Source organism: Candidatus Tumulicola sp. (assembly GCA_036490475.1).
Lineage (GTDB): Bacteria > Vulcanimicrobiota > Vulcanimicrobiia > Vulcanimicrobiales > Vulcanimicrobiaceae > Tumulicola.
The window spans coordinates 471746-495965 of record DASXDT010000006.1 but is presented as its reverse complement, the minus strand read 5'-3'; the positions used below and the strand labels follow the sequence as shown (position 1 = coordinate 495965).

The following is a 24220-nucleotide window of genomic DNA, read 5'->3' as shown; positions in this document are numbered from 1 at the left end:
TTCGCTTACGGCAATGGCACACCGGGCCGATTCATTTCGAAACGACCGTAATAATAGTACGCGGTGCCGATTGCTACAAGCATCATATGTGTGCGCTACGATACCACATTGACATCGGCCCTACAAGGGGCGCGGAGAAATCACCGGCGTTTGAGTTCTTCGAGATCCTCGAGGGTGCGAGGCCAATCGCTCTTGAGCAAACGCGATAGACTTCGGTCGGCAAGCAGCTTTCCGCCGGTCTGACACGCGGGGCAATAATTCGTTTCGTTGTCGGCATAGCGGATGCGCTGGATCGGTTCTCCGCAGACCGGACACGGCAGGCCGTACCGTCCGTGGACTGCCATGTCGGAGCGAAACGCGGTCACGCGCTCGGGGAATCCGCCGGCGGCTTCGGCGCCCAGACGATCGATCCACAAACGCAATGTCGATTGCGTCGCTTCGTATAAGCGCTCCCACTCCGCGTCGTCGAGCTTCGAGGTGAGCGCGATCGGTGAGAGGTGCGCGGCGTGCAGAATTTCGTCCGAGTATGCATTACCGATCCCGTCGGCGATGCGCGGATCCGTCAGCGCGCGCTTGAGCGTCCGATTTTCACGCGAGAGAGCGGCGCGAAACGCCTCGAGGCGAGCCGCGAGAACGTCGATACCGCCGGGATCCATCGCCTCGAGCGCTACCGTGCCGCGGATCACATGCAGCGACGCGCGCCGTTTGGTGCCGGCCTCGGTGAGCGTCAGGGTTCCGTTCGGAAAATCGAACGCCGCCAGGTCTCGCCGGCCGGCGAGCTTCGTGCCGGCGGAGCGCCAGTGTAACCGGCCGGCAATCATCAGGTGCACGACGATCCAGAGATCGCCGTCGAGTCCGATGGCGATGCGTTTTCCGATCCGGCGCAGAGAGCGGACCGTCCGGCCGAAGAGCTGGTGCAACGGCGGGTCGGCCGTGCGCAAGGTGGAGACGCCCGCCACTCGCACGCCCTCGAGCGGCTGGCCCGCAATGCGCGTTTCCAGGGCTTGCAGGTAGGCGGCGACGTCGGGCAGCTCGGGCATTCCTTCGACCTTCGAAGCCCGACGTACGCGGTTCCTCGCCGGGGAGCGGCCCTTTCGACCGGGAAACCGGCTTGCGCGGCTTCCGCAGAGGTTTCAATATGCACGACGCTCCCAGTAGACCCGGGGACGATGTTCCCGACGACGACAAAATTGAAGGTTCGGCCGGCGACCCGGTCTTGACGAACCCCGACGGCACCCCCAAACAGACGGGAGACCCCGCTCCCGGCTGACTTCAAGCTTCCTTCATGCCTACGGTGCATCATGGCGAGACTCGGCTCACGACAAATCGGAGGATTGCATGATGAAGGGACGCGCCATGGCCGCACTGTTTGCGGTAGGGACGATCGTCGCCGCGTGTAGCACGCACCAAAGCACTGGAAGTTTCGTACCGCAAAGCAACGTTATGACGACGCAGCTCGGAAGCGATATGAAGATCGATGTGACGATGCCCAAGAACACGGTCGGGGAAGAACTGCCGGGCGAAGGCATCGGCAGCATGCACTCGTCGTATTGGGGAGCGACGCTCGGAGGATACACCCAGCAGACGTATTCGCAGGCGTTAGGATTCCCGCCCGGCACGAAACTCACGATAAAAAACTTATCAAAAAATACGGCCCACACGCTCGACGTGGTCGCAGAGATCAAAGGCCGTCCCGCGAAGTTTCCGGACAGCCCGAAACTGTCGCAAAAACCTGCCGGTAAAGGCGTCCTGGGCGTCGGTTACGCCAGCGGCATCATCAAACCGGGCGGCTCGGTAACGGTGACGCTGTCGAAGCCCGGCACGTATCTCGTCGGTTGCTTTTTCCACTACAAGGACGGCATGCAGGACGTGTTCGTCGTTTCGAAGTCCGCAAAACCCGGCATTCAGGCGACCCCCATGCCGAAGGGCAGCCCGACCGGCAGTCCGACCGGCCAACCCACGACGGGCTCGGGCTGGTAGCGGCTTAGAGAAGCAGCTTCTCGATCGTTATCGGTAAAGCGCGCACGCGCACGCCGGTAGCATGATGGGCGGCGGCAGCGATTGCCGCCGCCACACCCGCTAAACCGATTTCACCAACACCGCGGGCGCCTAGTTCGTTCACGTGCATGTCGGGATAATCCAAGAACGTTATATCCATCGACGGCACGTCCGCATTCGTCGCGACCATATAGTCGGCCAGATTCCGGTTGAGCGGTTCGAGCGTTCGCGGATCGTAGATCGTTTCTTCGAGCAGCGCCATACCCACGCCCATCACCATCGCGCCGGCGATTTGATTGCGCGCTGTTTTGGGATTGATGATGCGGCCGGCGTCCATGACGGTAACGATGCGCCGCACGCGTAACCGTCCCAACTGCGGTTGCCATCCGATCTCGACGAAATGCGCCCCGTACGAGTGGCGGGACACCGTCGGCTGCTCTTCGCCGAACGTTGCCGGCGACGAACCGTGGCCGGTCGCCTTGGAACCGCCGTTACGCGCCAGTTGCTCGCGGGCGGAACGTGCCGCGCGCACGATTGCCGGAATGATCGAGGCCGTCACCATGGATCCGCCTGAAATCGGTCCCGGCGGCAAATCCGTGTCGCCCAGCGTTACATGCACGCGCTCGAGCGGTATTGCCAGCTCGTGGGCCGCGATCTGCGCAAACATGGTATACGTTCCGGTTCCGATGTCTTGCGTGCCGCAGCGAATCTCGGCGCTATCGTCGTCGCGCAGTTCGATGCTAACGTCGGCTGCGAAGCGTTCGGCGATCCACGACGCGCCGGCCACGCCCCAACCGAGAACCGTATCGTCGCCCGCGCGCATCGATCCGACCTCTGCGGAGCGATTCTGCCACCCGAAGCGCTGCGCACCCAACGTCAAGCATTCGACGTAATGACGCGATGAAAACGGAACCTTCAGACTCAAATCGCGTTCTGGTTCGTTTTGAATTCGCAGTTGCACCGGGTCGATCTGCAGTGCGTCCGCCAACTCGTTGGTTGCGGATTCGGTCGCGAACAAGCCGGGGACGGCGCCGGGTCCGCGCATGGCCGTCGGCGTTCCCGTGTGGCGGCGTCGCAGGGCGCTGCGTACGCGCAAGTTCGGCGCTCCGTAGAACGACGGCGTACCTTCACCGCACGACTCTTCGTAATCGTCGAGAATCGACGTCGTGTTGTACGAGTCGTGATCGAGCGCGACGATCGTTCCATCGCATTCGGCGGCGATGCGGACGTGTTGGTGCGTATAGGGCCGGTGCCCGACGTTTTGAAACATCATCGGTCGCGTCACCACGACCTTCACCGGCCGTTGCAACGTTCGGGCAGCCGCGGCGGCCAAGGGCGACTGAGGCCACGGCCATAGTTTGCCGCCGAATCCCGAACCCAGAAAATGACTGATGACACGCACGTGCGACGCGGGTACGCCGAGCATAATCGAGAGCACCCGGCGATGATTGACCACGGCCTGCGTCGTCTCGTACAGCGTCACGCGCCCGTCGGCCCAGGCTGCTACCGTTGCGTGCAGCTCGATCGGATTGTGCGTTTCGACCGGCGTCTCGTACACCGCGTCGATACGGATCGGCGCGGCCGCGAACGCTTTGTCGACGTCGCCTCGCGCGTTCTCCTCGCGCGCCGGACCCGTCGGCTCGCCACCCAGCGGCGTCGCCGGGTCGGTCGTGCGATAGGTTGCGCGTACCAGCATGGCACCTTCGGACGCCGCCTCGAACGTTTCGGCCACGACCAGCGCGATGTATTGACCGTAATACCGAATCGTGGTGTCGGACAGCGGAGGGCGTCGCTCGTCGACCAATGGATCGGGTCCATCGGGCATATCGCCGGACGGCGCTTCGCGGAGCTTCTCGAAATTGTCGTGATGAAAGATCTCGACAACGCCGGGCGTCGCGCGCGCTGCGCTCAGGTCGAGCGACAGCAGCTCTCCAGCCGCGATGGTGCTGCCGACCGGAACGCCGTACAGCATATTCGCTAGCCGGTAATCGGCAGCGTACGTCGCCGCACCGGTTACTTTCAACGATCCGTCGACACGGTCGACCGGCTGGCCGATCGTGCTCATACGAATTCCGCCGCAGTAACGTGCGCGAGTGCCGATACGATGCAGCGCTTTGCCAACTCGATCTTAAAGCGATTTTGCGGCCGTCCGACGGCGCCGAGCATTGCAAGTTCGGCGGCGTCGCGGAAGAGTTTCGGTTCGGGCGAACGGCCCTCCAACAGTTGAGCGGCCTGTGTCGCCGGCCACGGCCGGGTAGCGACGCCTCCGAGCGCCAGCCGGACGTCGCGCATCGTGCGGTCGTCGAACGACATGGTTACTGCGGTCGAGGCCAGCGCGAACTCGTAGGACGCGCGATCGCGCAGCTTGAGATAGTACGAACGCGCGTGCGGACGTGCCGGTGGGAGCGAGATCGCAGCAAGGAGCTCGCCGGGACGCAACACCGTTTCGCATTCGGGCGTGTCGCCCGGCTCGCGATGGAACTCGGCGAACGCAACATCGCGCTGGCCTTCGCTCGAACGCAACGAGACGATCGCATCGAGCGAAATCAGCGCCACGTTCATATCCGATGGATTGGTCGCGATGCAGTTCGCGCTGGTACCGAGCACCGCAAGATTGCGGTGGTATCCGTCGAGCGCCGGACATCCGCTACCGGGAACGCGCTTGTTACATGCAGCGTGAACGTCGCGAAAGTAAATGCAGCGAGTGCGTTGCAGCACGTTGCCGCCGGTGGTCGCCGCATTGCGCAACTGCGCGGATGCGCCGGACAGCAACGCTTGCGACAACACCGGGTATTCGGCAACGATCCACGGATGATGTGCGACGTCGGCGTTGCGTGTCATCGCGCCCAATCGCACGCCGCCGTCGGCCGTGCGTTCGATGTCTGTCAAGCCGAGGTGGTTGAGATCGACCAGCACGTCGGGACGCTCGACGTCGAGACGCATTAAATCGACCATTGTGGTTCCGCCGGCGATGAAGCGCGCGCCCGGCGACAGCCCGTCTCGTATCGCTTCGAGAGGATCTGCCGGACGGCGTAGCTCGAACAGCTTCACGTTTTAGGCGCCGAGCGTACGGCGCGCATCTTGGATGGCGGCGACGATATTTTCATAGGCACCGCAGCGACAGATGTTTCCGCTCATCGCCTCGGCGACGTCGGCATCGCCGGAGCCGCACGGTTCCGAGAGCAGCGCGACCGCCGACATGATCTGCCCGGGCGTACAGTAGCCGCATTGGAATCCGTCACGCTGCAAAAATGCCGCTTGCACGGGGTGCAACACGCCGTCTCGCGCGAGTCCTTCGACGGTGATGACGTGGTCGCCGTCGTGCATCGCGGCGAGTTGCAAGCACGAGTTGATGCGGCGCCCGTTGACGTGCACCGTACACGCACCGCATTGTCCGTGATCGCAGCCTTTTTTTGTGCCGGTGAGCCCGAGCGTTTCGCGCAGAAAATCGAGCAAGCTGGTGCGCACGTCGATCGTCTTCCGGTACACGGCGTCGTTAACGGTTATGGAAACCGTCACCGGCGGCGTGGAGGTAGAAGACGAAACAGTCACAGACTATGGACGCAGGTTTGCGTTTTATCGCTAAACAGCGGCTGCGACGTCCACGAGTTCTTACCGAACGGGTCGTTCTTCAGTTGCGTCACCGACTGGCACATGTCGGCGATTTCGCCTTGCACGCTGTTCCAGCCGCTAAACGGATCGGGATCGGTGACGGTTTCGGCAAGTTCGTGTCCGGCCACGACCGTAACGCCTTCAACTTTGCCGCCTTCGTCGGACGGAGGCGTAATAGCGTCCACGAAGCACGGCTTGCCACCGTCGGGGATGTACGGAAAGTTCGTGTACGAGACGACGTTCTTGCCGGAGATCGTCGAGCTATGATAGGCGCAAAACGATTTTCCGAAACCCGACGTGGCGTGTCCGTGCGCGGTGGCGACGAAATACGATCCATTTGGATCGTAGCCGAAGTGCGCGACGGCTCGCAAGGCTTCCGCCGAGACGTCACCGTCGTTCGGACTCTTGGGAATCGCGGAGTTGTCGTTCCATACTCCGCCAAACTGGTTTTTCGGATTCGTAATGAGGATTTGTTTTTTCCCCGACTCCTCATAGTATTGCGTTACGACGCCGTTTAAAGCACTACCGCCGATGCTCTTCGCATACGTGGTTAACAGCGTTGCGACTCTATCGGGATCGCCGGCCTTCTTATATCCCCAGAAGATCAAGTACATCTTAGGCGCTACCAAAACCGTCCCGGCATTGTATGTCAAGAACGTATCTGGATGAACGGCCGGTGCGGGGGCACCGAGCGGAAGCATGTAGTGTGGTGATGCGGCTACCGCCATCGAGACCGCGCCGGCGGCCGGTACGGCGGACGTTGTGGAACCGTTTCCGGCTCCACAACCGCTCGTGCAGATTGCGGCGGCGCAGCTCAACGCGCCGGCGACTCGTGCAATGGTGGACATTGAGAACTGGGGCTCCTTACTTGATGGTGACCGCAACGGGCTTCGACGGAATGCCGTTCGCGACGACGACCAGCGAGCCGGACCCGGCTTCCATGTTCGACGGAATATCGACCTGTGTGGAAACGATCAGCTTGCCCGTCTGCACGCCCATCGACGAATGGTCGTGCGTGCGCGCGTAAAACACGTGACCGCTGCTCGTCATGGTGATGCGAACGAGCGGATAGTTCGTGGCATTTTGAAATTCGTCGCCAAACGACATCGCTTGGCTCATTCCGTTGAACCGCCTACCCGATACGGCATAGGTTTGTCCGCGCGACATCGTTGCCGTGAACTTCGTCACCTTGGGTGCCCATGCGGCTTTCGGTTTGCCTTGGCCGGTGTACAATACGGTGTTATTGCCGACGATCAGCACTTGGCCGGTCGGCAGAAGCACTGGGGCTCCGCCGTACGAGCCTTCGTCGGTGAACTTGGTGCCGTCGAATTCGTATAACCCGCCGAACAAACCGAAGACCAGGACGTCGCCGCTGGGAAGCAGCGCCGCGAATGAGTCGCCGGCGTTGTCGCCATTCGGAATATCCGGGCCGGCGGTCCACTGTCCGGACTTTACGTTATAGATCGCGGTATGGCCCGCGCCGTACCCGCTAGCGCCGGAGTTGGAACCGGTTGCAAACACGGTACCGTCGGGGCGCAGTATTGCCGGCCCGATCTCACCCGGCGGATAGTAACAGTCCTTCGGCTTGGGTCCGTACTGAAGGCAGCCGTAAATGTCGGTGGGTGAGGCTAGGTTGACCGGGGTTTTACCGGCGCTCTTCCACGTTCCGGTGGAAACGTTATACAACTCGGTGTTCGGCGAGTTCTTCACGTCGGCGGTCAAGATGTTGCCGTTGGGAAGCAGCGTCCAGCCTTCCTCGGAATTGAAATCGGATTTACCGGTATGCGGAAGGCTCGTCCACTTCAGCGTCTTTTCATCGAGCGCGGCGACATTTTGCGTCAGCTTCTGGCCGACCAGCATGCGTCCGTCGGCCGACACCGTTGAAGCCGAATCGCCGATGTACTTCCAGCCTTTGGGATGGCCGAGCGGCGTCCACGTTGCAGAAGTCGGATCGTAGATGGCGCCGAGGTTCACTAACTGCAGATCGTAGTTACCCGGCGTGTTGTACTCGCCGCCGATGATCGCGAAGCGGCCGTCGGGCAGGACGTCCGACGAAAACGCATCCGGGCCGTATCCGCTTTGCAGCGAACCGACTTGCGTCCACGTGCCGTCCGAGTAGTCGCCGTTTTGGTCGGGCGTGTATTTATACCAAACGGCGTTATTCGAATACGATTGCGTGAGGACCGAACCGTCGGTCATGACGAACGCCATCTGCATGTAGTCAGGTGGCTGCGATTGTATTCGCGCCAGTCCCGGGCGCATGTACAAGTTGCCGTGTCTGCCGGCCGGTACTCCGGCCACGGTTGGGACCGCACCGCCGCCGCCCGAACAGCCGGCGAGGCCGGTTGCAAATAGCGCGCTAACGGCAATAAGACTCTTCCAAGAGCGTAGCACTCGTGATCCTCCAGGATGCATCAGTAGCGAAAGGGGCGTGGCGAGCGAGGAATCTCGCTCGAACCGAGAGTCTAAATGCAGGGTGTGCGGCGGGTTTCCTTCATGCGACCCGTGGCTTGGGTCGGCAAGCGCACGAGCGAGCGCCCGTCGAGGCACCCGCCCGGATGATTGCTATGACGCTCGGATCTTGGCCATCATGCCGCTGTCCTCGTGATCGAGGATGTGGCAATGGAACATGAACGTTCCCTTGATGACAGGATCGCGAAAGTCCATGAGCAGCGTTGCGGTTCCCGGAAGTCCATTTTTGCCTTCGTTCGGCACCACCACGCTATCGGACCAATACGGATGTTGCAGCCGCTTGCCGTTGATTTCTTTAACCACGAAATGCGTCTGATGCATGTGGAAGTCGTGGATCTCGTCGGTTACGTTGGTAATGACCCACTTTTCGACCGTGCCAATCTTCACGTCGAACATCGGCGGATCGGACATGTGAAACGATTTGCCGTTGATGTACATGCGTTTGTCGTCTTCGCTCAGCGTCACGATGCGCTTCGTGACCGGCGGAGGAAGCGGTCCGCCATTGGGCAGCGTTCCGCTCGCACGCAAGTCGGCGAACGCCACGCGGCGCGCGTTGCCCATGAGCGCATGCTTGGTTTGGAGCGTGCCCAAGACGATGTTGGGATCTTCGTCACCGCCGGGGCCGGCGTCGAAACACTTGGTTCGGAACTTGACACTTCCACCGGGGGGACCGGTTACGACGAACTCGGCACGCCCGGCCACAGGCAACACGATGTCCGGGACCGTTTCGGTCGGTCCGGTGCCCGGATATGCGTCCAGCGCGACGCCGTCGATCGCAACGAGCTGCAGCGACGAATTATCGACCGCCAGGCGCAGCGTTTTGTGTCCGGTTGCGTTGATCACTCGGAAGAACTCCGATTCGCCGGCTCCGATCGGAATGATCGGCTTCACGACATTATTGAGCGAAATCGTGTACCCGGGATCGGCGCCGCAGGGCGGTGCGCCGTTAAGATGCGGAAGCGGATGGTTCGGCTGCGCGTTGATGTCTGCAAGACCGGTCGCACGCACGATGATGACGTGCGATTTCATGTTCGCCAGCGCGGGAATGTGCCGTTCGAGTCCGTCGATGACGATCGCGCCGGACATTCCGTCCTGCCCGACCTGTTTGTCGGTTACCGGAAATACGTGCGGATGGTACCAATATAACCCGGGCTGCTGCGTTTTCGGAATCGGCACGACGTAATGCAGCGTGTCGCCCGGCATTGCAAGCATCGTTATCACATCGTCGGCCGGTTTCTTCGGCGAAACGGTCAGCCCGTGGAAATGCAAGTTCATCTCACCGAGCGCGCCGGGTTGCGGCAAGCTGTCGAGCAGATCGATGACGATCGTATCGCCGGGATGCACGCGAATCGTTGGCGCGACGTTCGCTTCACCGTTCCAGAAAAACGCCGGCAACTCGGTCGCGATGTTGACGCGCGCTTCGAGCGAGACCGTCGCAACGTGATTGACCGATGCAACGACCGGCGGTTCGGGTAGGATGTTGGGTGGCGATGGCGAGGACTGCAAGAATGCAGGTGCGCCTTGCGGTAGAACGCCGGGTGCGGATTGGTTACCGGAACAGGCGGATACGGCAACTCCGAGCGCTGTAATCGCGGCTAATGGGATTAAACGGCGAATCATCGAGCTCCTAACGTACGCGTAGCCGGGAATGTCCCACATGGTAACACCGTACCGGTTTTGGCACAATCCTGCGCGAGCGTTGCCCTCCAAGGCAGGCGTGCGACCCTCCCTTGTTCTGAATTTAGGAAAACGTGCTATGATGCTTTCGCTGTGGCCTGCGTTTCGGGACACATCGACGTCCCCAATCGTTACGTATGTGGACCACGCCATTCCGTAAAAACTTATTGGAGGAAGAAACTCTTGAAATTGCTTCGTTTTGCGGCCGCAGCTTCGGCCGGTGCACTCCTTGCGGCGTGCAGCGGCCAAGGTGGCGGACTGCCAGGGCAAGGTGTCGCGTCCAACGCCGGCGTGAATGCCGGCCGCACCGGTACTATTGCCGATCAGCGCGAATGGGTTCCGCACTTCGCCGTCATGGCACCCAAGAACGTCGACATGTCGAAGATCGAAGGGTTGCGCGACGGCAACAAGTCGCTCCCGTTCTACGACGGGTCGGTCAAGTCGCCGCTCGACGGAAAAACGTACAGCTATCAAATCGTCGGCGCCGATCCGACCAAGTCGACCGGCACTACGAAACTGGAGTACGTTCCGATCGTCGTACGTATCCATTTCAGCGACGGCACCGTGCTCGATCCCACGCAGCCCGGCTGTAACGACACCGTTTCGGTCGAAGATCGTTTCTTCAAGGGACCGAACTTCGAAAAGACCGCGTTGAAGTCGAACGGCATCAACGTCGGCAAGACGCAGATCAACGACGCATTCCAACGCGCCGAGTTCTGGACGATCCTGAAGAGCAAGAACTATCACCTCCTTTTGACCGCGGCCAAGAAACCGATTATCGTCGATTACACCGCGCCGAGCGGCTCGACGACCGTCGGCGGCGTCTGCTCGGATTCGAAGAAGGTCAGCCACCGTATCGGTGAGATCGACATCAACTCGTACGACGACGAGATGGAAACGCTCGCCGCCAAATATGCCACACCGAACCAAGTTCCGATCGTTCTTTCGTACAACACGTTCGAAACGGAAGGCGGCGGCTGCTGCGTTCTCGGTTACCACAGTGCGTTCGGCACCTCCAAGGGTGTGCAAACCTACGCCGTCGGCGCGTACAACGACTCCGGCATCTTCAGCGTGCCGATCGAAGACATCCATGCGTGGACGCACGAACTCGGCGAGTTGATCAACGACCCGTTCGTCAACAACGGTACGCCGGCATGGGGCCACATCGGCCAAGTCGGTGGTTGCCAGAACAACTTCGAAGTCGGAGATCCGCTTACGGGTACGCCGTTCGACCTCACGTACAAGAACTTCCAGTACCATCCGCAAGAACTAGCGTTCTTCTCGTGGTTCTACCGCACGAATTCGACCGGAACCGGCGGTAAGTTTTCGTTCGAAGGAACGTTCACGAGCGCGCAAGGCGCCTGTTAGCGACATCGAATGCACCGGCGTTACGCCGGGGCAAACTCGATATCGAGACCCCGCACGAATGTGCGGGGTCTTTCGTTTATTGCCGTTGCCGTTCGTAGACGTTGAGGTGTGCGGCGACGGTGGCTAGGGTGCGACATTCCTCCGGTTTGGGAGCGCGCCGCAATAGATCGACGATGACGTGATCGTTTTCGACCCGCAGGCCTTGTTGAAGATCGCGAAACATGGAGGCGCCCATACGCGATTGCGGGGTCGTCACCACGGTTCGAAGCTCGCTTATGCTCGTCTCCGAGACCGGATATCCGGCCGCGGCGGCGATCGCCGCGCACTCGTTGAGCAACGCCAGCGTCGTCGACGAACCGCCAGCCGCAACGATTTCTCCGATCGTCCCGCGCATCAAGCACGTGATACCCGCGGTGGTCGCCAAGAACACCCATTTTTCCCACATCGTGGCGAGAATCGCCGCAGATGCGCTCGCATCGAAACGAGCGTCGGATAGCACTTGCTCGATGCGATCGATGCGTTCGGGGCGGCTACCGTCGAGTTCGCCAAACGTCAGCGCGGCGAGTTCGGTGAGTTGCACGACCCGCCCATCCGGACGGAGCGTCGCCGCAATCATGCACGCTCCGCCGAGCACCGCACCGTCGCCAAAGCGCGCGCGCAGGACGTCGAGGTGCCGCATGCCGTTGAGCAGCGGAAGAATTGCCGTTTGAGGTCCGACCGACGGTGCGATCGAGTCGACCGCGCCCTCGAGGTCGTACGCCTTACATGCCAACAGGATCAGATCGAACGGTTCGCCTGCTGCGCCGGCCGCGCGGGATGGCGGTGCCGGCAGGGTCACCTCGCCCCCCGGACTCGCGATCGTCAATCCGTCGCGAAAAAGTGCTTGCGCGCGCGCCGGGCGCACGATGAACGTGACGTCGCGTCCGGCCTGCAGCAAGCGGCCTCCAAAGAAACCGCCGATCGCGCCGGCACCGAGTATTCCGATCCGCATGCGCCTGGAACCGCGGGCGCGCCGGCAATCGTTGCGGCGCTACGGGTTGCCGAAGCGTATGCCGAGTGCGAACGTTCGAGGCGGTGCGAAGTGGTTGCCCTGCGCGTTGAGGATCGTCACATAGTAGCGGTCGTTCAGCAGGTTCTGGATAGCGAATGTCAACTGCACGCGCGGTCCGATCGCGATGCCTTTCAACACGCTGAAGATCGTGTGCGGCGTTCGCTTGCAAAAGCCCGGTGTGTCGTCTGGACAAATATCCGACGAGAGGCCGCTGCCGTATTCGGCGTCGGCTGCGAACCAGCCACCCCGGGTGTCGTTCAACAGAATGCCGCCGTTGGCGCTGTAGGTTTGATCGTGGTCGGCCGGCGTGAAGTCATCGGGCGATCCAAAACACGGTGCGAGCAACTGCGTTTCGCAGCCTTTGTTGAGCGAGACGGTGTGTGCGACCGATACGTACGCACGCCCGCCGCGGGCGAGCGGGCGAACGTAGTCGAGCGCTTCCTGCGATAGCCGCCCCAATACGTAGTTGATGTCTTGATGCAACAACGTAACGCCGACTTGCGTGTCGTCGATTAAATCGTTGGCGTTCTTCTGCCAGACGCGCCACCCCAACTCGCCGGATGCGAGCGGAAGATGTCCGCCCAGCTCGAGCTGTGTGTCGCGCTCGGGTTTGAGATCGAACCGTGCGAGCGACGGCTGTAGCGGCAGATTCAACAGTTGCGCTGCCTGCGGGGAAACGTTCTCGAACGAAAACGGCTCAAAAAAGCGGCCCACATACGCATACACGTTGGCGCGCGGATCGAAATTGCGCGTAAGCTTCACGCGCGGGCTGAAGGCGCCGAAGCCTTGGGCAAACTGCGACGAGCGAATCGCGAAAAAATCGTAGCGCAATCCCATATCGAGTTGCCACGCCTCGTCGATGAGCCACGAATCCTGAACGTACGATTGGTACGTGTTGCCGGTGTTGGGGCTGTCGTCGGCGACGGGCGTGGGTGCGTTGGGCGTCTGCGGCGTTAGCAGCGGCGCCAGGAAATTATGCGGTTGTAACACGATCCTGTAATTCTTATCGACCCGCTCGAGATCGTAAGCGACGCCCGCACGCAGTTCGTGATGCCCGATGCGCTGGGACGCGTCCGCCTGCAAGATGTAGTCGGTTGCAGTGCGGCGATCCGAGAGCGAATACGCGCAGGTGGTCGGTGCGAAATCTCCCGTGCGTAACGCATCGGCACAGTCGCTTGGCGAGCCTCCGTTGCCGAATGGTGGCGGCGTGACGTTGAGCGCCTCGCCATAGATCCAATCGTTGACCGGATCGCCGGAATCGGCAATCGTCGAAACTTTGAAGGCCGGTCCAAAGGTAAGACTGCCGTCCGGTCCCATCGCATGCCGGAACTGCACGCTCGCGAATGTGTCGGCTTGCGTTTCGCGATCGTCCGTCGCAGCGGGTTCGCCGCCCTCGACGTCGTTTGGTATTTGAAACGATGACCGGCTATGGACCAGCGTTACATCGGCAAACGAGTTCGCTCCGGTGGGAATCGCAGCGCCGAGATATTGATTGGCGCCTGCCGCATCGTTGTGCGGTGAGTCGAAGTCCGACGGATCCAATCCGCGGGTGGTCGAGAATCCGCCGGCCGCAATCGAGACACCGCCTCCGCCCGACAGCGGCACGTGATATCCGGCCGTTGCGCCGGCGTTCGCGTACGATCCGGCCGACGCTTGGCCGTCGAAACCGGCCGGCCCAGTTCCGGACTTCGTCGCCAGATCGAGAACGGCTCCGAACTTCAAGCCGTATTGCGCCGGATACGCACCTTCGATTGCATCGACGTACGAAATGTCGTTCAGGTCGATCTCGCTGCCGATGTCTCGATTCAATCCTTGCGGCAGCGCGACGCCGTTGATTTGATAATCGATGACGCCGTGGTCGCCGTTGATGTGTACGACGCCGTCGGCACCGCGCACGGCGCCCGGTAGCTGGATCAGCATGCTTGGAAAACTATTGACGTATGGAAAGCGCTCGAGATCCGACGCGTCGAGCGTTACGTCGCTGCCGCTGCCGTGCATGGTCGACGATCGATACACCGTCACGTCGTGAATTTCGGAGAGCGGCTGTAGCGCGACCGCGATCGTTGCGCCATCGCTGCCGAGATCGACGCGAACGTGCGCACGCAGGTTGTCGCGATCGGCCGTGAGATCGTACGTACCAAGTGGAAGCGGCGCGAAGGCGAAATGCCCGAATGCGTCGCTTACGGTGCGTATGGTCTCGTCGTTCCCGTTCAGCGAAATCCTGACGCCTGCGAGGGGTTTGCCGGCGTGGGTCGCGCGGCCGCGCAAGATCGCCGTCGGCGCGCCGGCGAAGGCGGGGGCCGCAACGCTCCACTGTATCCAGAGCAGCACGAAACAAACGCCGCGCCGGCGTATCGATCGAACGGTCATCTGCGAAAAACTCCCGGGCTGGACGGCGGGTTAGGACGTTATTGATAATAGAATATCAATATCGTTACGTCAAGAGGCTCGCGCGCCGAGTGAGAGGAAGCCGGGAACGCAGTTATGTCTGTAGCCGCTAATCGAAAGACGCGTCAGCGCGACGCGCTGCGCGCCGTCTTCGAGCAGTCCGACCGGCCGCTCAGCGTGCCGGAACTCTTCGACCGCGCCTCGAGAACGATCGATGGCTTGGGAATGGCCACGGTCTACCGCGCAATCAACGCGTTCGTCGAAGAAGGCTGGCTCGAGGCGGTGGATATCCCCGGCGAGCCGTCGCGGTACGAGCGCGGCGGCAAAGGACACCATCACCATTTTCAGTGCCGCCGCTGCGAACGTGTGTACGACGTCGGTGGCTGTATCGAAAACGTACGCAAACTCGTGCCGCCGCGCTTTCGCGTGCAAGATCATGCGCTAACGCTGTACGGCGTCTGCGCGACGTGCTCGCGTTAGCCTGCGGGCGGTCCGCAACCCAGGCCGGTGGCGGCGAGTTGTGCCGCATATATGCAGAACGTACACGTCCTCAGCCGGCGGCCGTCGCCCGCTAAACGCCCGCAGCCACTAACATTCTTCAACAATTTGCTTTGGATGGGATCGTGGGACACGGACAGCCTCTACGCGATCGACCCGCAAAGCTGGCAAGTGGTAAAAGAAATTCCGGCGCCGGGCCGTCCCTACGGCATCGCCGCATTCAAGAATTCGCTTCGCGTCGTGGTCGCGTTGGAAGACGACAATCGGTATATGTTCGAGTGTTCGCAAGACGCGTTCGATCTCTCGACCAAGCGCGCGTGTCCCGATCACACCGGCTCGCATCTGGCGGTGAAGGGATCGACGTTATATCTCTGCCAGCTCGGTAACACGCGCATTCTCGAGTTGGGTGACGACGGTGCGCCTCGGCGCACGATCGATTTGTCGACGCGGTTCGCCGGGCTCGGATTTGCGGGTAACGAAGCATATATCATCAGTGCCGACGAAGAGTTTGAAAAACTCGAGTTGGCGCAAATCGATATCTCGCAGGACGCTCCGGACGTACGCCCGGTCGCCGGTTTCGATATCGACGTACGAGCGCTCGCATACGACGGATCGGCGTGGTGGACGAGCCATCGCGAAGGCGACGAAATCGTTTCGTTTTCAATCTAACCGCGCGTCTCCATAGCGTCCAATTTTGAGCAGACCCGGTGAACACGCCGCTCCCGAACGGGGCGGCGTGTTCACGTCCGGAGTGCTCAATAAAGTGTGTGCCATACAGTTGGCATCGCTCAGGGGATACTTGAAAAACGATGAAACGCCCGCGCGTACCCGGACCGATCCGGACGATCTGGGTCGTGTTTGGTCTCGCCGGCGCGGTATCGCACGCGCTCGGCGGTGCGGCCCATTACTGGCCCGACACCGACCTCATCACGATGGGTTGGCTCGGATTTGCCGCGTTAGGCGTTCTGTTGCCGAGCATCGATTCGATCGAGTTGCCCGGCGGCGGCGGAGTGAAGTTCGCGCAAGCAGTAGCCGCGGGCGAGGAAGGCATCGCCGGCTTCGAGCATGCGCTCGGAGCGGCGACGGAGCTAGTCGCCGAGTGGCTGGGAACCGTTGCGTGGTTCAATACCTATCTGCAGCGCCGGGACGTCGACGACGATACGGCGTTGAGTTCGGTGTTTCGCCACTGTCTCGAGCGGATGGAAGACGCGAAAGAATGGATGGGCGATGCGGGCGAGCCGATTCGTATATCGTTGTGGTGGCAAGATCAGGGCGACGGCGATCTGTTTTTTATGTTCAGCAACGATATCCGCGACGAACGCACCAAACGTTTTCGCTTCTTGCCAAACTCCGGATTGATGGGCCAAGCGTTCGCCGAAAACCGCGCATACAATCTCGAAGACGCGCCGTTATCGTCGTTTTACGTTTCGATTCGCGACGCACAAATCGAGTATCACGGGCTGCTGCTGGTCCCGGTGCGCGTCCTCGATCAGCCGGTGGGGATGCTCTCGGTAGATCGCGAGCAGCCGTCGACGTTCGGCGCCGACGCCGAGAACGTGGCGCGGGGGTTAGCCGAGCTGCTCGGCTATGCGTTTCTCCATCCGCGAGTTCGAGCGCTGATGCGCGCTACACCAGACCGCGTAGACGCTCTTTTGCTTTCATGGCGCGCTCTACGGACGCCCCAGGAGATTGGGTGGACACCTTCTCCGTCTGTTGAAGATTCGGAGCCACCTGTGGGGTGAACTTGCGCGCCGCCTCGCGAGGCGTGAGTTTTTTGATAGCTTCGTCCATGTTACCGGCCTCCGAGCGCGACTATGCGCTCGCGAATAGTATAACTCGCGAGCACATTTTCTGCCAGGTTCTTAGCCAGGCGGGATCTGCATTGCCGCCTCTCGTGCCCAAATGCGCAACGCGCCGCAGGCAACGATAAACGCTTCTTCGCTGTCATCGGCATCGAGTTGCACGACGCCATCGTCCAGCCGGTCGCGGCCGATAACGCCCTCGATCAATGCCGCCGAGCTCGGCGTATACCCGATGAACTTACAATGCGCGAATGCGTCCGAGATGAAGTCCCGTGCGACCGACGCCGCGCTTAATTCGCGAGCTCCCGCCTCGGACGTCAAAACGGCAACGGCGTCGTACACGACCGACGGAGCGCCGTCCAGCTTCTCGTCGGCTTCGATCCACGCGCCCCCAGCCGACTTCACCCCTCCAACGTGCGGCGCAATGATCTCAACGTTCGCGCCGGCCGACTCCGCCGCAGTACGCAGCCGGTCGAGTGCTGCACCGTCGACGCCATCGGAAATTACGACGCCGAGTTTTCGCCCCGCAAAGCTATTCGGTCCGTTGTCTGCGATGCTGAGAGCGGGCGACGGCGGCAGGTCGGCGATCGTGGGACGAGCGGCCGATGCTGCCGCCGGAAGTTCGCGTAGGCGAAGCCCGTTCGCGACGGTGCGCGCGAGATCGTTATCGACGTTACGCAGATGTCCGACGATTCGTTCACGGATCGCCACCGTTCGCACTTTTGAAAGTTCGAACGTAAAGGCCGCGGCGATATGTGCCTGTTCGTGCGGCGCTTGACTGACGTAGAACAGTCGCGCTTGGCTGTAGTGGTCGGCGAAGGTTTCCGAACGTTCGCGAACCTTGTCGCCGTCGACCGTGGCGGGAAAGCTGCGAAAGCCGGTCGCCGGATCCTCGCGGGGACCGCCGGCGGCGCCCCACGAGTTCGGTTCGTAGTTAGCGCGGCCGGTCCGATTCTTAGTTGCCATGTGCCCGTCTTGCGCAAACGAACTCCACGGGCAGCGCGGTGCGTTGATGGGAATGTTCGTAAAGTTGGGACTGCCGAGCCGTTTGATCTGCGTGTCGAGGTACGAGAAATTTCGCCCCTGCAAGAGCGGGTCGTCGGAAAAGTCGATGCCGGGAACGATGTTTTGCGTACAAAACGCGACTTGTTCGGTTTCTTGAAAGAAGTTGTCGACGTGCCGGTCTAAGACCAGGCGCCCGACGCGCCGGACCGGTACGTCTTCCTCGGGCACGAGCTTCGTAGGATCGAGAATGTCAAACGGATAGTTCTTTATAAACTCGTCGTCCAGCACCTGAATGCCGAAGTCCCACTCGGGAAAATTGCCGGCGGCGATGGCGTTCCACAGGTCGCGCCGGTGAAAATCGGGATCGGCGCCGTTGATCTTCAGGGCTTCGTTCCAAAGCACCGACTGCATGCCGAGCTTCGGTTTCCAATGAAACTTGACGAACGTCGACGTCCCTTCGGCGTTGACGAAACGAAACGTGTGGATTCCGAAGCCTTCCATGAAGCGGAACGAGCGCGGGATCGTGCGATCGGACATGATCCATAACGCCATGTGAATCGATTCGGGCGTCAACGAAATAAAATCCCAAAAGTTGTCGTGAGCCGTTTGCGCCTGCGGCACGTCGATGTCGGGCTCCGGTTTTGCCGCGTGTATCAAATCCGGAAACTTGATGGCATCTTGAATGAAGAAAATCGGAATATTGTTGCCGACAATGTCCCAGTTACCGCTCTTGGTATACAATTTAACGGCAAAGCCGCGCACATCGCGCGCCAGATCGGGCGAACCTTGGCTTCCGGCCACCGTCGAGAACCGAACGAACGCTTCGGTTTTTTCTCCGGCCGATGCGAACGGCGCTGCCATCGTGAGTTCGGTCAGCGGTTCGTAACATTCAAAGTATCCGTGCGCGCCGAAACCGCGCGCGTGTACGACGCGTTCGGGAATGCGCTCGTGATCGAAGTGGAAGATCTTGTCGCGCAACGCAAAGTCTTCAAGCAGCGTCGGGCCGCGGGCGCCGGCGCGTAGCGAGTTCTGATCGTCGGAAATGACGACGCCTTGTTGCGTGGTCAGACATTCGACGTTACCGCCCGCGAGCTGATGCAGTTCGCCGGCTTTTCCGCTGGCATCGGCCTCGCGGTCGCTCTTTTTGGGCATGAGGTGGGACACCCGTTTCTTTCAAACTCGTAAGAGGGTGAACGCGCTTTGCCCATGCGGCGCAGGCTCGAAACCCTGGCACGGCCAAGCGTGCGCTTACACGATGAAACGCTCAAATTTCCTTATGAGCGCCGGCGCCGTAAGCGCGGCGCCGCTACTCGCGTCCCCGGCGCTGGCCGGCGCAGAACCGGCGATCGAGCCGATACCCCGCACGTTGGTACTCAGCGGTGGCGGAGCTCGAGGCGCATATGAGGCCGGATTGATCGGCGCCTTGGCCGCAGCCTACAACGTGCCGGACGGCCAACCGCTTCCCGGGTACGGCGGCGTCTGCGGGACCTCGATCGGTGCATTGAACGGCTGGTTCGTCGCCACCGGTCAGTATAGCAAGCTCAAAGAGCTGTGGTACGGGATTAGCGGACAGCATTTGATCCGCCTGAAGCCGCAATACAAGGCATTACGCGATCCCGAGAGTGGGCTGTTCGATCGCGTCGGGTCCGTCGTCGGGCTCATCGGCCTCACCGACGATCAGGCCGGCATGCTCCAATCCGAACCGGTGCTCGCGTGGATCCAACGAAATATCGATCCGCAAACGCCACTCGTCATTCCCTTCGTTTTTGCCGTGACGAATCTATCGCAGCAGCGGCCGGAGTATTTCTACATGCGTCCGCCGTCGGACAACCGCGACTTGTCGGATCGCCTGATTCACGCGTTGCAGCTTTCGCTCGGTCCACACACGATCGTGCGGGAAGCGACGCCCGACCTAGTACACCGAGCGATCTTCGCCTCGGCTGCGTTGCCGATCGTGTTCGATCCGGTGCAGTTACCGGTGGGCGACGGAACGATCAACTCGTATTGCGACGGCGGCGTCGCGAGCAACTCGCCGGTCGGCATCGCGCATGCGATTTCCAGCGCGGCGGACGTCGTGCTGCTCGACCCGCCGTTCGAACCCGAACTCCACTATACCGACGCGATCGAAATTGCCTACGCTGTCTTCGGAACGATGCAGCGCAAAATTTTGGAAGTCGAAATGCGTAACGCATACTTCCAGTCGTTGGGCAAGCGGGCCCTCGAACGCGTTCCCGCACAGTTGCTGTCGTCCGTCGTCGGAAACGACGAAATTCTCCACCGCTTGTTGCACGGCGTTCCAGCCACCGCTTTACGGTATATCCGGCCAAAAGCGGTGCTGGAGGTCAGCGTGATAGGATTCGACGACGAAGTCGGAATCGGGAAAACGTATCGCACCGGATGGCTGGACTACATCCGAGGGTTTTCCGACTACGATTGGCAAACGTTCGCCGTCTAGTGCAAACACGATTCCTATGTGCGGCGATCGGACTCGTTCTGGTTTCGGCGTGCGCCGAACGGTCCGGTTCGTCGCTTCCCCAATCCAGTCAAGCGGTAGTTTCGACCACGCGCGCTCGCCGAGCACAAGTTTCGCCAATTCAACACATCGTTATTATTTTTCAAGAGAATCGCACGCCGGATAATTTGTTTCAAGGCGTTCCCGGCGCGGACATCGCAACCACCGGTGTCGACTCGCGCGGACAAAGCATCCGACTCGTCCCGATCTCGCTGGCCGCCCCGTGGGACCTCGGACATAACCGTGAGTCGTTTATCGCCGACTACAACGACGGTAAGATGGACGGCTTCGATAGCCGCCTTCCCTGGAGTCAGCATCAGCATCCATACGGGTACGCACCCGCGCATCAAGTACAACCGTATCTCGATATGGCAACCCAATATGTGTTCGCCGATCGCATGTTTGAGACGCAGCAATCCGGCAGCTTCCCGGCCCATCAGTACATCGTGAGCGGCGCGGCTACCGCGTTGCCGGCGTCGTCCGACAGCGTTTCGAGCAACGGCGTCGACGATAAGAACGGAAAGCCCGGGCCAGTCGGCTGCGACGCCCCCGATACCTCGTACGTCGAAACGCTCGACATTCACACGGGCTCGTACGGACCCGATGAGTTTGCGTGTTTCAAACGCGTCTCGCTGGCCGATCTGCTCGATGCCAAAAGCTTGTCGTGGCGGTATTATCAGCACGACCTCGGGGTCGGCAACTGGCACGCCTTCGATGCGATCAGAGAAGTGCGCTACGGCAAGGATTACGCCAACGTCATCACGCCGTCGCAAACGATTCTCGCGGATATCGGATCGGGCAACCTCGCTTCGCTGTCGTGGGTGATTCCGCCGTCGGACGCGTATTCGGATCATCCCGACAGCCTAAGCGCTAAGGGGCCTTCGTGGGTTTCCGCAGTCGTTAACGCAGTGGGCGAAAGTCAATATTGGAACTCGACGGCTATTTTCATCACGTGGGACGATTGGGGCGGCTGGTACGATCACGTCAAGCCTCCGTTCTACAATCACTACGAGTTGGGGTTTCGAGTCCCGTTAGTCGTCGTTTCGCCGTATGCGAAACGAGGCTACGTGTCGCACAAAGTGCACGAGTTTGGCAGCATCCTCAAGTTCGCGGAAAAAACGTTCGATCTCGGTTCGATGCAAACGACCGACGTTCGCTCCGATAACCTGTACGATGCGTTCGACTTCAAGCAGCGGCCACGCGCCTTCGTTCCGATTAAAGCTCCGCCGTTCGATCCGAGCTCGGATACTCGAACCGGTAGCCCGGACATCGAGGATCCCGAGTAAGGCGTTTACAGCTCCACGGTGATGTGATTGCCGCAGTTGGCGACGTGTTCTACCCGAACGCGCTTCGCTAGCTGCTGCACGATATAGAGCCCGCGGCCTAGTTCGCTCAAGATATCGCTGGGCAGCGTGCCCGACGCATCGAAATCGTCGCCCGAATCGATCACGTGCAATTTCCACGTTCCATCGTTGCGATAGAGCTGAATCTCCACCGGTCCCGGAGCGTGGCGTACCACGTTACCGAGCAGTTCGCCGAAAACGACTTCGGCACGCGCGACCATCTGTGCATCGCCCGGGCTCCGGCGGAGGAAGGCGACGAACGATCTGCGTGCGTCGACTGCGGCGCGCGCATCGTCTGCAGTGAACGACCAAACCGGCGCGCGTCCGACACGGACCGCCAAGATCGCGACGTCGTCGTACGGACGCGCCGGCAAGCAGCTGCGCGCGATCAGCTTTGCGGGCGCTCCCGTTGCGACAACCGCGTGGCTCGACAAGACGCGCTCTAGGGCGCGTTCGCCTTCATCCCAGTTGCGATTCCATTCCACTAAACCGTCCGTGAACAAGACGAGCAGATCGCCCTCGTGCAACTCGATGCTGCGGCTCTGCGCGCCGGTCTCCATATAGCGCAGGCCGAGCGGCAAACCGGCATCCTCGAGTGCGAGCAGTTGGCCGTGCCGCCGCAAAAACGGTGGAAGATGCCCCGCGTTGGCAAATTGCATCGAGGTCCGCTCGGGGTTCACGATCGCAACGAATGCCGTTACGATCGCTTCGGGATACCGCTTGCGCAAAAACCATTCGGCCGAATCGAGAATCTTAGCGGGGTCGACTTCGTGCAGCGGCACCATGCCCATCGCGTGACGCACTTTGCTCATGATCGCGGCCGCCTGAATGCCGCGTCCGGTAACGTCGCCGACGCTGATGACGACCGACCCGTCGTCGAGTTCGATCGCATCGTACCAATCGCCACCAACTTCGGCCTGTTGTCCGGCCGGCAGATAGACCGCGTCGAACTGCAATCCTTTCGATTTCGGAATGATCGTCGGCAGCGACGCTTTTTGCAGCGTGGATGCGATATTGCGTTCGCGCTCGAACGTTTCGGTTCGCTCGACCGCGACCGATGCGCGTGCCGCGACATCCTCGATCGCCGGCAAGTCGCGCAACGGTTCGTACGAGTGCTCCGAAAACATCACCGTGAGTGCACCGTAGGTCGCGTCGGCCGAATGTAACGGCACGATCACGGTCGACCGGACGCGCAGGGCGTCGATGTGATCGGCCAGATACGGCCACGTCCGCAACTTCATCCGTTGCGGTGAGTCGGGATCGTGGACCACCGAACCGTGTTCGCGGAGCCGGCGCGCGAGCCGGCGTTCTACCTCGGGCCGCAACGGACGCTGGCCCTCTAAGGCGGCCATCGCCGCGGCCGCGACCGGGTTACGAGCGGCGGCCGCTTCCACGCGAATGGCGTCGCCCTCGAGCTTGATCACGGCGCATGCGTCCGCAAGATCTTCTGCGATCGCGGTCGCCACGGCTTTCATGGTGCTCCATACGTCTCTCGAGTCGAGCAACATCTCGTTGACGCGGCTGGTAAAACGGAGTCGTTGCGACGTCGTCCGTTCGCTGGCCAGGATTCGAACGTTTTCGATCGCCGCCGCGGTCCGCGCCGCTACCGCGCCGGCGACGTCGAGGTCGCCTGAGTTGAATTCGTGCCCCGATTCGGCGGACGCCACGCCGAGCGCGCCGAGAATCGTGCCGGAGGGCGTCACCATCGGAACGACCATCGCCGAATGCAGTCGAAGCGTTTGCAGAAGTTGTGCGTGCGACGGTTCGCAGGCGTCTTGTGCGAAGCGTTCCGGAACGATGCGTTCGACGAGCAGCGGTGACCCTTCGCTGAGCACCCGCGATAACGCGGCGCCCGCGAACGGCAGGTCTCGCAGGCGTAATCGTTCGACGCACCGCAACAACGCTACATCCTTATGCGCGATGGCGGCGGTGCGGACACTGCCCGTTTCTATCAACCAAACGAAACACCAGTCGGCAAAGTTTCCGACGGTGATGTCCGCTAACGCGTGGCAAATCGCGCGTTCGTCGAGCGAGGAGAGGAAGATGTTGCTCGTTTCAACGATGAACGCCAGGCTGTCACGCAGCCTGCGCTGCTCGTCGACCTCGGTCGCGGTGCCGACCCAGCGCACGACCTGGCCGTCGGCGTTTCGCAGCGGTTCGGCGCGCGTGAGAAACCAACGATAATTTCCGTCGGCGCCGCGCAGGCGATGTTCGATTTCGAACGGCACTCGGTCGGAAATGGACGCATTCCAACGGAACCACGTCTCGTCCAACTCGTCGGGATGGACGATCTCGGGCACCGGCCCGCGATCCCGCAATTCGGACAGCGTTACGCCGGTGTACCCGATCCAGCGACGGTTGAAATAATCGATTGTCCCGTCGGCAGCCGACGTCCAAACCAACTGCGGTATCGCATCGGCTACCGCGGCAAATGCATCGTCCGAATCGAGCGCTTGTTGGAGCTGTTGAAAAATCGACACGTGAGTCTTAGGTC

At 61.1% G+C, this 24220-nt stretch carries 18 protein-coding genes; 7 read left to right on the top strand and 11 right to left on the bottom strand.

Going from position 1 to position 24220, the window contains the following annotated elements; translation table 11 throughout:
* Positions 1-140: 140 nt before the first annotated feature.
* Positions 141-1040: a DNA-formamidopyrimidine glycosylase family protein gene (locus tag VGF98_09945; GenBank protein HEY1681946.1), complete on the bottom strand. Its 900-nt coding sequence runs from the start codon at positions 1038-1040 to the stop codon at positions 141-143.
* A gap of 298 nt (positions 1041-1338) precedes the next feature.
* On the opposite strand from VGF98_09945, the gene VGF98_09940 reads away from it, so the two are divergent.
* A complete protein-coding gene (locus VGF98_09940; protein ID HEY1681945.1) occupies positions 1339-1980 on the top strand; it encodes a hypothetical protein in 642 nt (213 codons plus the stop codon).
* 4 nt (positions 1981-1984) lie between these two features.
* Here the strand turns inward: VGF98_09940 and VGF98_09935 are convergent, their stop codons facing one another.
* From VGF98_09935 to VGF98_09910, 6 genes are all read right to left on the bottom strand, one after another.
* Positions 1985-4063 carry a xanthine dehydrogenase family protein molybdopterin-binding subunit gene (locus tag VGF98_09935; GenBank protein ID HEY1681944.1) on the bottom strand — a complete coding sequence of 693 codons (2079 nt, stop codon included), beginning with the start codon at positions 4061-4063 and terminating at the stop codon, positions 1985-1987.
* Positions 4060-5049 carry a xanthine dehydrogenase family protein subunit M gene (locus VGF98_09930; GenBank protein HEY1681943.1) on the bottom strand — a complete coding sequence of 330 codons (990 nt, stop codon included), beginning with the start codon at positions 5047-5049 and terminating at the stop codon, positions 4060-4062. The genes VGF98_09935 and VGF98_09930 overlap by 4 nt, the downstream gene beginning before the upstream one ends.
* Before the next feature lie 3 nt (positions 5050-5052).
* The gene (locus VGF98_09925; protein HEY1681942.1) at positions 5053-5517 is read right to left on the bottom strand and encodes a (2Fe-2S)-binding protein; all 465 of its coding nucleotides are present in this window, start codon (positions 5515-5517) and stop codon (positions 5053-5055) included.
* A gap of 29 nt (positions 5518-5546) precedes the next feature.
* On the bottom strand, positions 5547-6458 hold the full coding sequence (locus VGF98_09920; GenBank protein ID HEY1681941.1) for a hypothetical protein: 912 nt from the start codon (positions 6456-6458) through the stop codon (positions 5547-5549).
* A gap of 16 nt (positions 6459-6474) precedes the next feature.
* Complete coding sequence (locus VGF98_09915; GenBank protein ID HEY1681940.1) at positions 6475-8004, bottom strand: hypothetical protein; 1530 nt, start codon at positions 8002-8004, stop codon at positions 6475-6477.
* A gap of 171 nt (positions 8005-8175) precedes the next feature.
* Positions 8176-9702, bottom strand: coding sequence for a multicopper oxidase family protein (locus tag VGF98_09910; GenBank protein HEY1681939.1), 1527 nt, complete (start codon positions 9700-9702; stop codon positions 8176-8178).
* Positions 9703-9942: 240 nt separating this feature from the next.
* On the opposite strand from VGF98_09910, the gene VGF98_09905 reads away from it, so the two are divergent.
* Positions 9943-11127 carry a hypothetical protein gene (locus VGF98_09905; protein ID HEY1681938.1) on the top strand — a complete coding sequence of 395 codons (1185 nt, stop codon included), beginning with the start codon at positions 9943-9945 and terminating at the stop codon, positions 11125-11127.
* Between the two features lie 76 nt (positions 11128-11203).
* On the opposite strand, the gene VGF98_09900 is transcribed toward VGF98_09905, so the two are convergent.
* Together VGF98_09900 and VGF98_09895 are read right to left on the bottom strand one after the other, a co-directional pair.
* Positions 11204-12118 (bottom strand): ketopantoate reductase family protein, encoded by a 915-nt coding sequence (locus VGF98_09900; GenBank protein HEY1681937.1) that lies wholly within the window; start codon positions 12116-12118, stop codon positions 11204-11206.
* Positions 12119-12157: 39 nt separating this feature from the next.
* The gene (locus VGF98_09895) at positions 12158-14509 is read right to left on the bottom strand and encodes a TonB-dependent receptor (protein HEY1681936.1); all 2352 of its coding nucleotides are present in this window, start codon (positions 14507-14509) and stop codon (positions 12158-12160) included.
* A gap of 153 nt (positions 14510-14662) precedes the next feature.
* On the opposite strand from VGF98_09895, the gene VGF98_09890 reads away from it, so the two are divergent.
* The 3 genes from VGF98_09890 to VGF98_09880 all read left to right on the top strand — a co-directional run bounded on the left by VGF98_09890 (position 14663) and on the right by VGF98_09880 (position 16806).
* Entirely contained in the window at positions 14663-15046 is a 384-nt protein-coding gene (locus VGF98_09890; GenBank protein HEY1681935.1) for a transcriptional repressor, read from the top strand.
* A gap of 27 nt (positions 15047-15073) precedes the next feature.
* The gene (locus VGF98_09885) at positions 15074-15733 is read left to right on the top strand and encodes a hypothetical protein (protein ID HEY1681934.1); all 660 of its coding nucleotides are present in this window, start codon (positions 15074-15076) and stop codon (positions 15731-15733) included.
* 140 nt (positions 15734-15873) lie between these two features.
* Positions 15874-16806: a GAF domain-containing protein gene (locus VGF98_09880; protein HEY1681933.1), complete on the top strand. Its 933-nt coding sequence runs from the start codon at positions 15874-15876 to the stop codon at positions 16804-16806.
* A 120-nt stretch (positions 16807-16926) separates the two neighbouring features.
* Here the strand turns inward: VGF98_09880 and VGF98_09875 are convergent, their stop codons facing one another.
* Entirely contained in the window at positions 16927-19023 is a 2097-nt protein-coding gene (locus VGF98_09875) for a catalase (protein HEY1681932.1), read from the bottom strand.
* A gap of 103 nt (positions 19024-19126) precedes the next feature.
* Here VGF98_09875 and VGF98_09870 point away from each other — a divergent pair, with 103 nt between their 5' ends.
* Together VGF98_09870 and VGF98_09865 are read left to right on the top strand one after the other, a co-directional pair.
* The gene (locus VGF98_09870) at positions 19127-20326 is read left to right on the top strand and encodes a patatin-like phospholipase family protein (protein HEY1681931.1); all 1200 of its coding nucleotides are present in this window, start codon (positions 19127-19129) and stop codon (positions 20324-20326) included.
* On the top strand, positions 20326-21669 hold the full coding sequence (locus VGF98_09865; protein HEY1681930.1) for an alkaline phosphatase family protein: 1344 nt from the start codon (positions 20326-20328) through the stop codon (positions 21667-21669). The genes VGF98_09870 and VGF98_09865 overlap by 1 nt, the downstream gene beginning before the upstream one ends.
* A 5-nt stretch (positions 21670-21674) precedes the next feature.
* Here the strand turns inward: VGF98_09865 and VGF98_09860 are convergent, their stop codons facing one another.
* A complete protein-coding gene (locus tag VGF98_09860; GenBank protein HEY1681929.1) occupies positions 21675-24206 on the bottom strand; it encodes a SpoIIE family protein phosphatase in 2532 nt (843 codons plus the stop codon).
* Between the last annotated feature and the right edge of the window lie 14 nt (positions 24207-24220).

Excerpts from the sequence above, each read along its gene's own strand:
- VGF98_09945 (HEY1681946.1), bottom strand. The coding sequence starts at position 1,040 with ATGCCCGAGCTGCCCGACGTCGCCGCCTACCTGCAAGCCCTGGAAACG.
- VGF98_09940 (HEY1681945.1), top strand. The coding sequence starts at position 1,339 with ATGATGAAGGGACGCGCCATGGCCGCACTGTTTGCGGTAGGGACGATC.
- VGF98_09935 (HEY1681944.1), bottom strand. The coding sequence starts at position 4,063 with ATGAGCACGATCGGCCAGCCGGTCGACCGTGTCGACGGATCGTTGAAA.
- VGF98_09920 (HEY1681941.1), bottom strand. The coding sequence starts at position 6,458 with ATGTCCACCATTGCACGAGTCGCCGGCGCGTTGAGCTGCGCCGCCGCA.
- VGF98_09910 (HEY1681939.1), bottom strand. The coding sequence starts at position 9,702 with ATGATTCGCCGTTTAATCCCATTAGCCGCGATTACAGCGCTCGGAGTT.
- VGF98_09900 (HEY1681937.1), bottom strand. The coding sequence starts at position 12,118 with ATGCGGATCGGAATACTCGGTGCCGGCGCGATCGGCGGTTTCTTTGGA.
- VGF98_09890 (HEY1681935.1), top strand. The coding sequence starts at position 14,663 with ATGTCTGTAGCCGCTAATCGAAAGACGCGTCAGCGCGACGCGCTGCGC.
- VGF98_09880 (HEY1681933.1), top strand. The coding sequence starts at position 15,874 with ATGAAACGCCCGCGCGTACCCGGACCGATCCGGACGATCTGGGTCGTG.
- VGF98_09875 (HEY1681932.1), bottom strand. The coding sequence starts at position 19,023 with ATGCCCAAAAAGAGCGACCGCGAGGCCGATGCCAGCGGAAAAGCCGGC.
- VGF98_09870 (HEY1681931.1), top strand. The coding sequence starts at position 19,127 with ATGAAACGCTCAAATTTCCTTATGAGCGCCGGCGCCGTAAGCGCGGCG.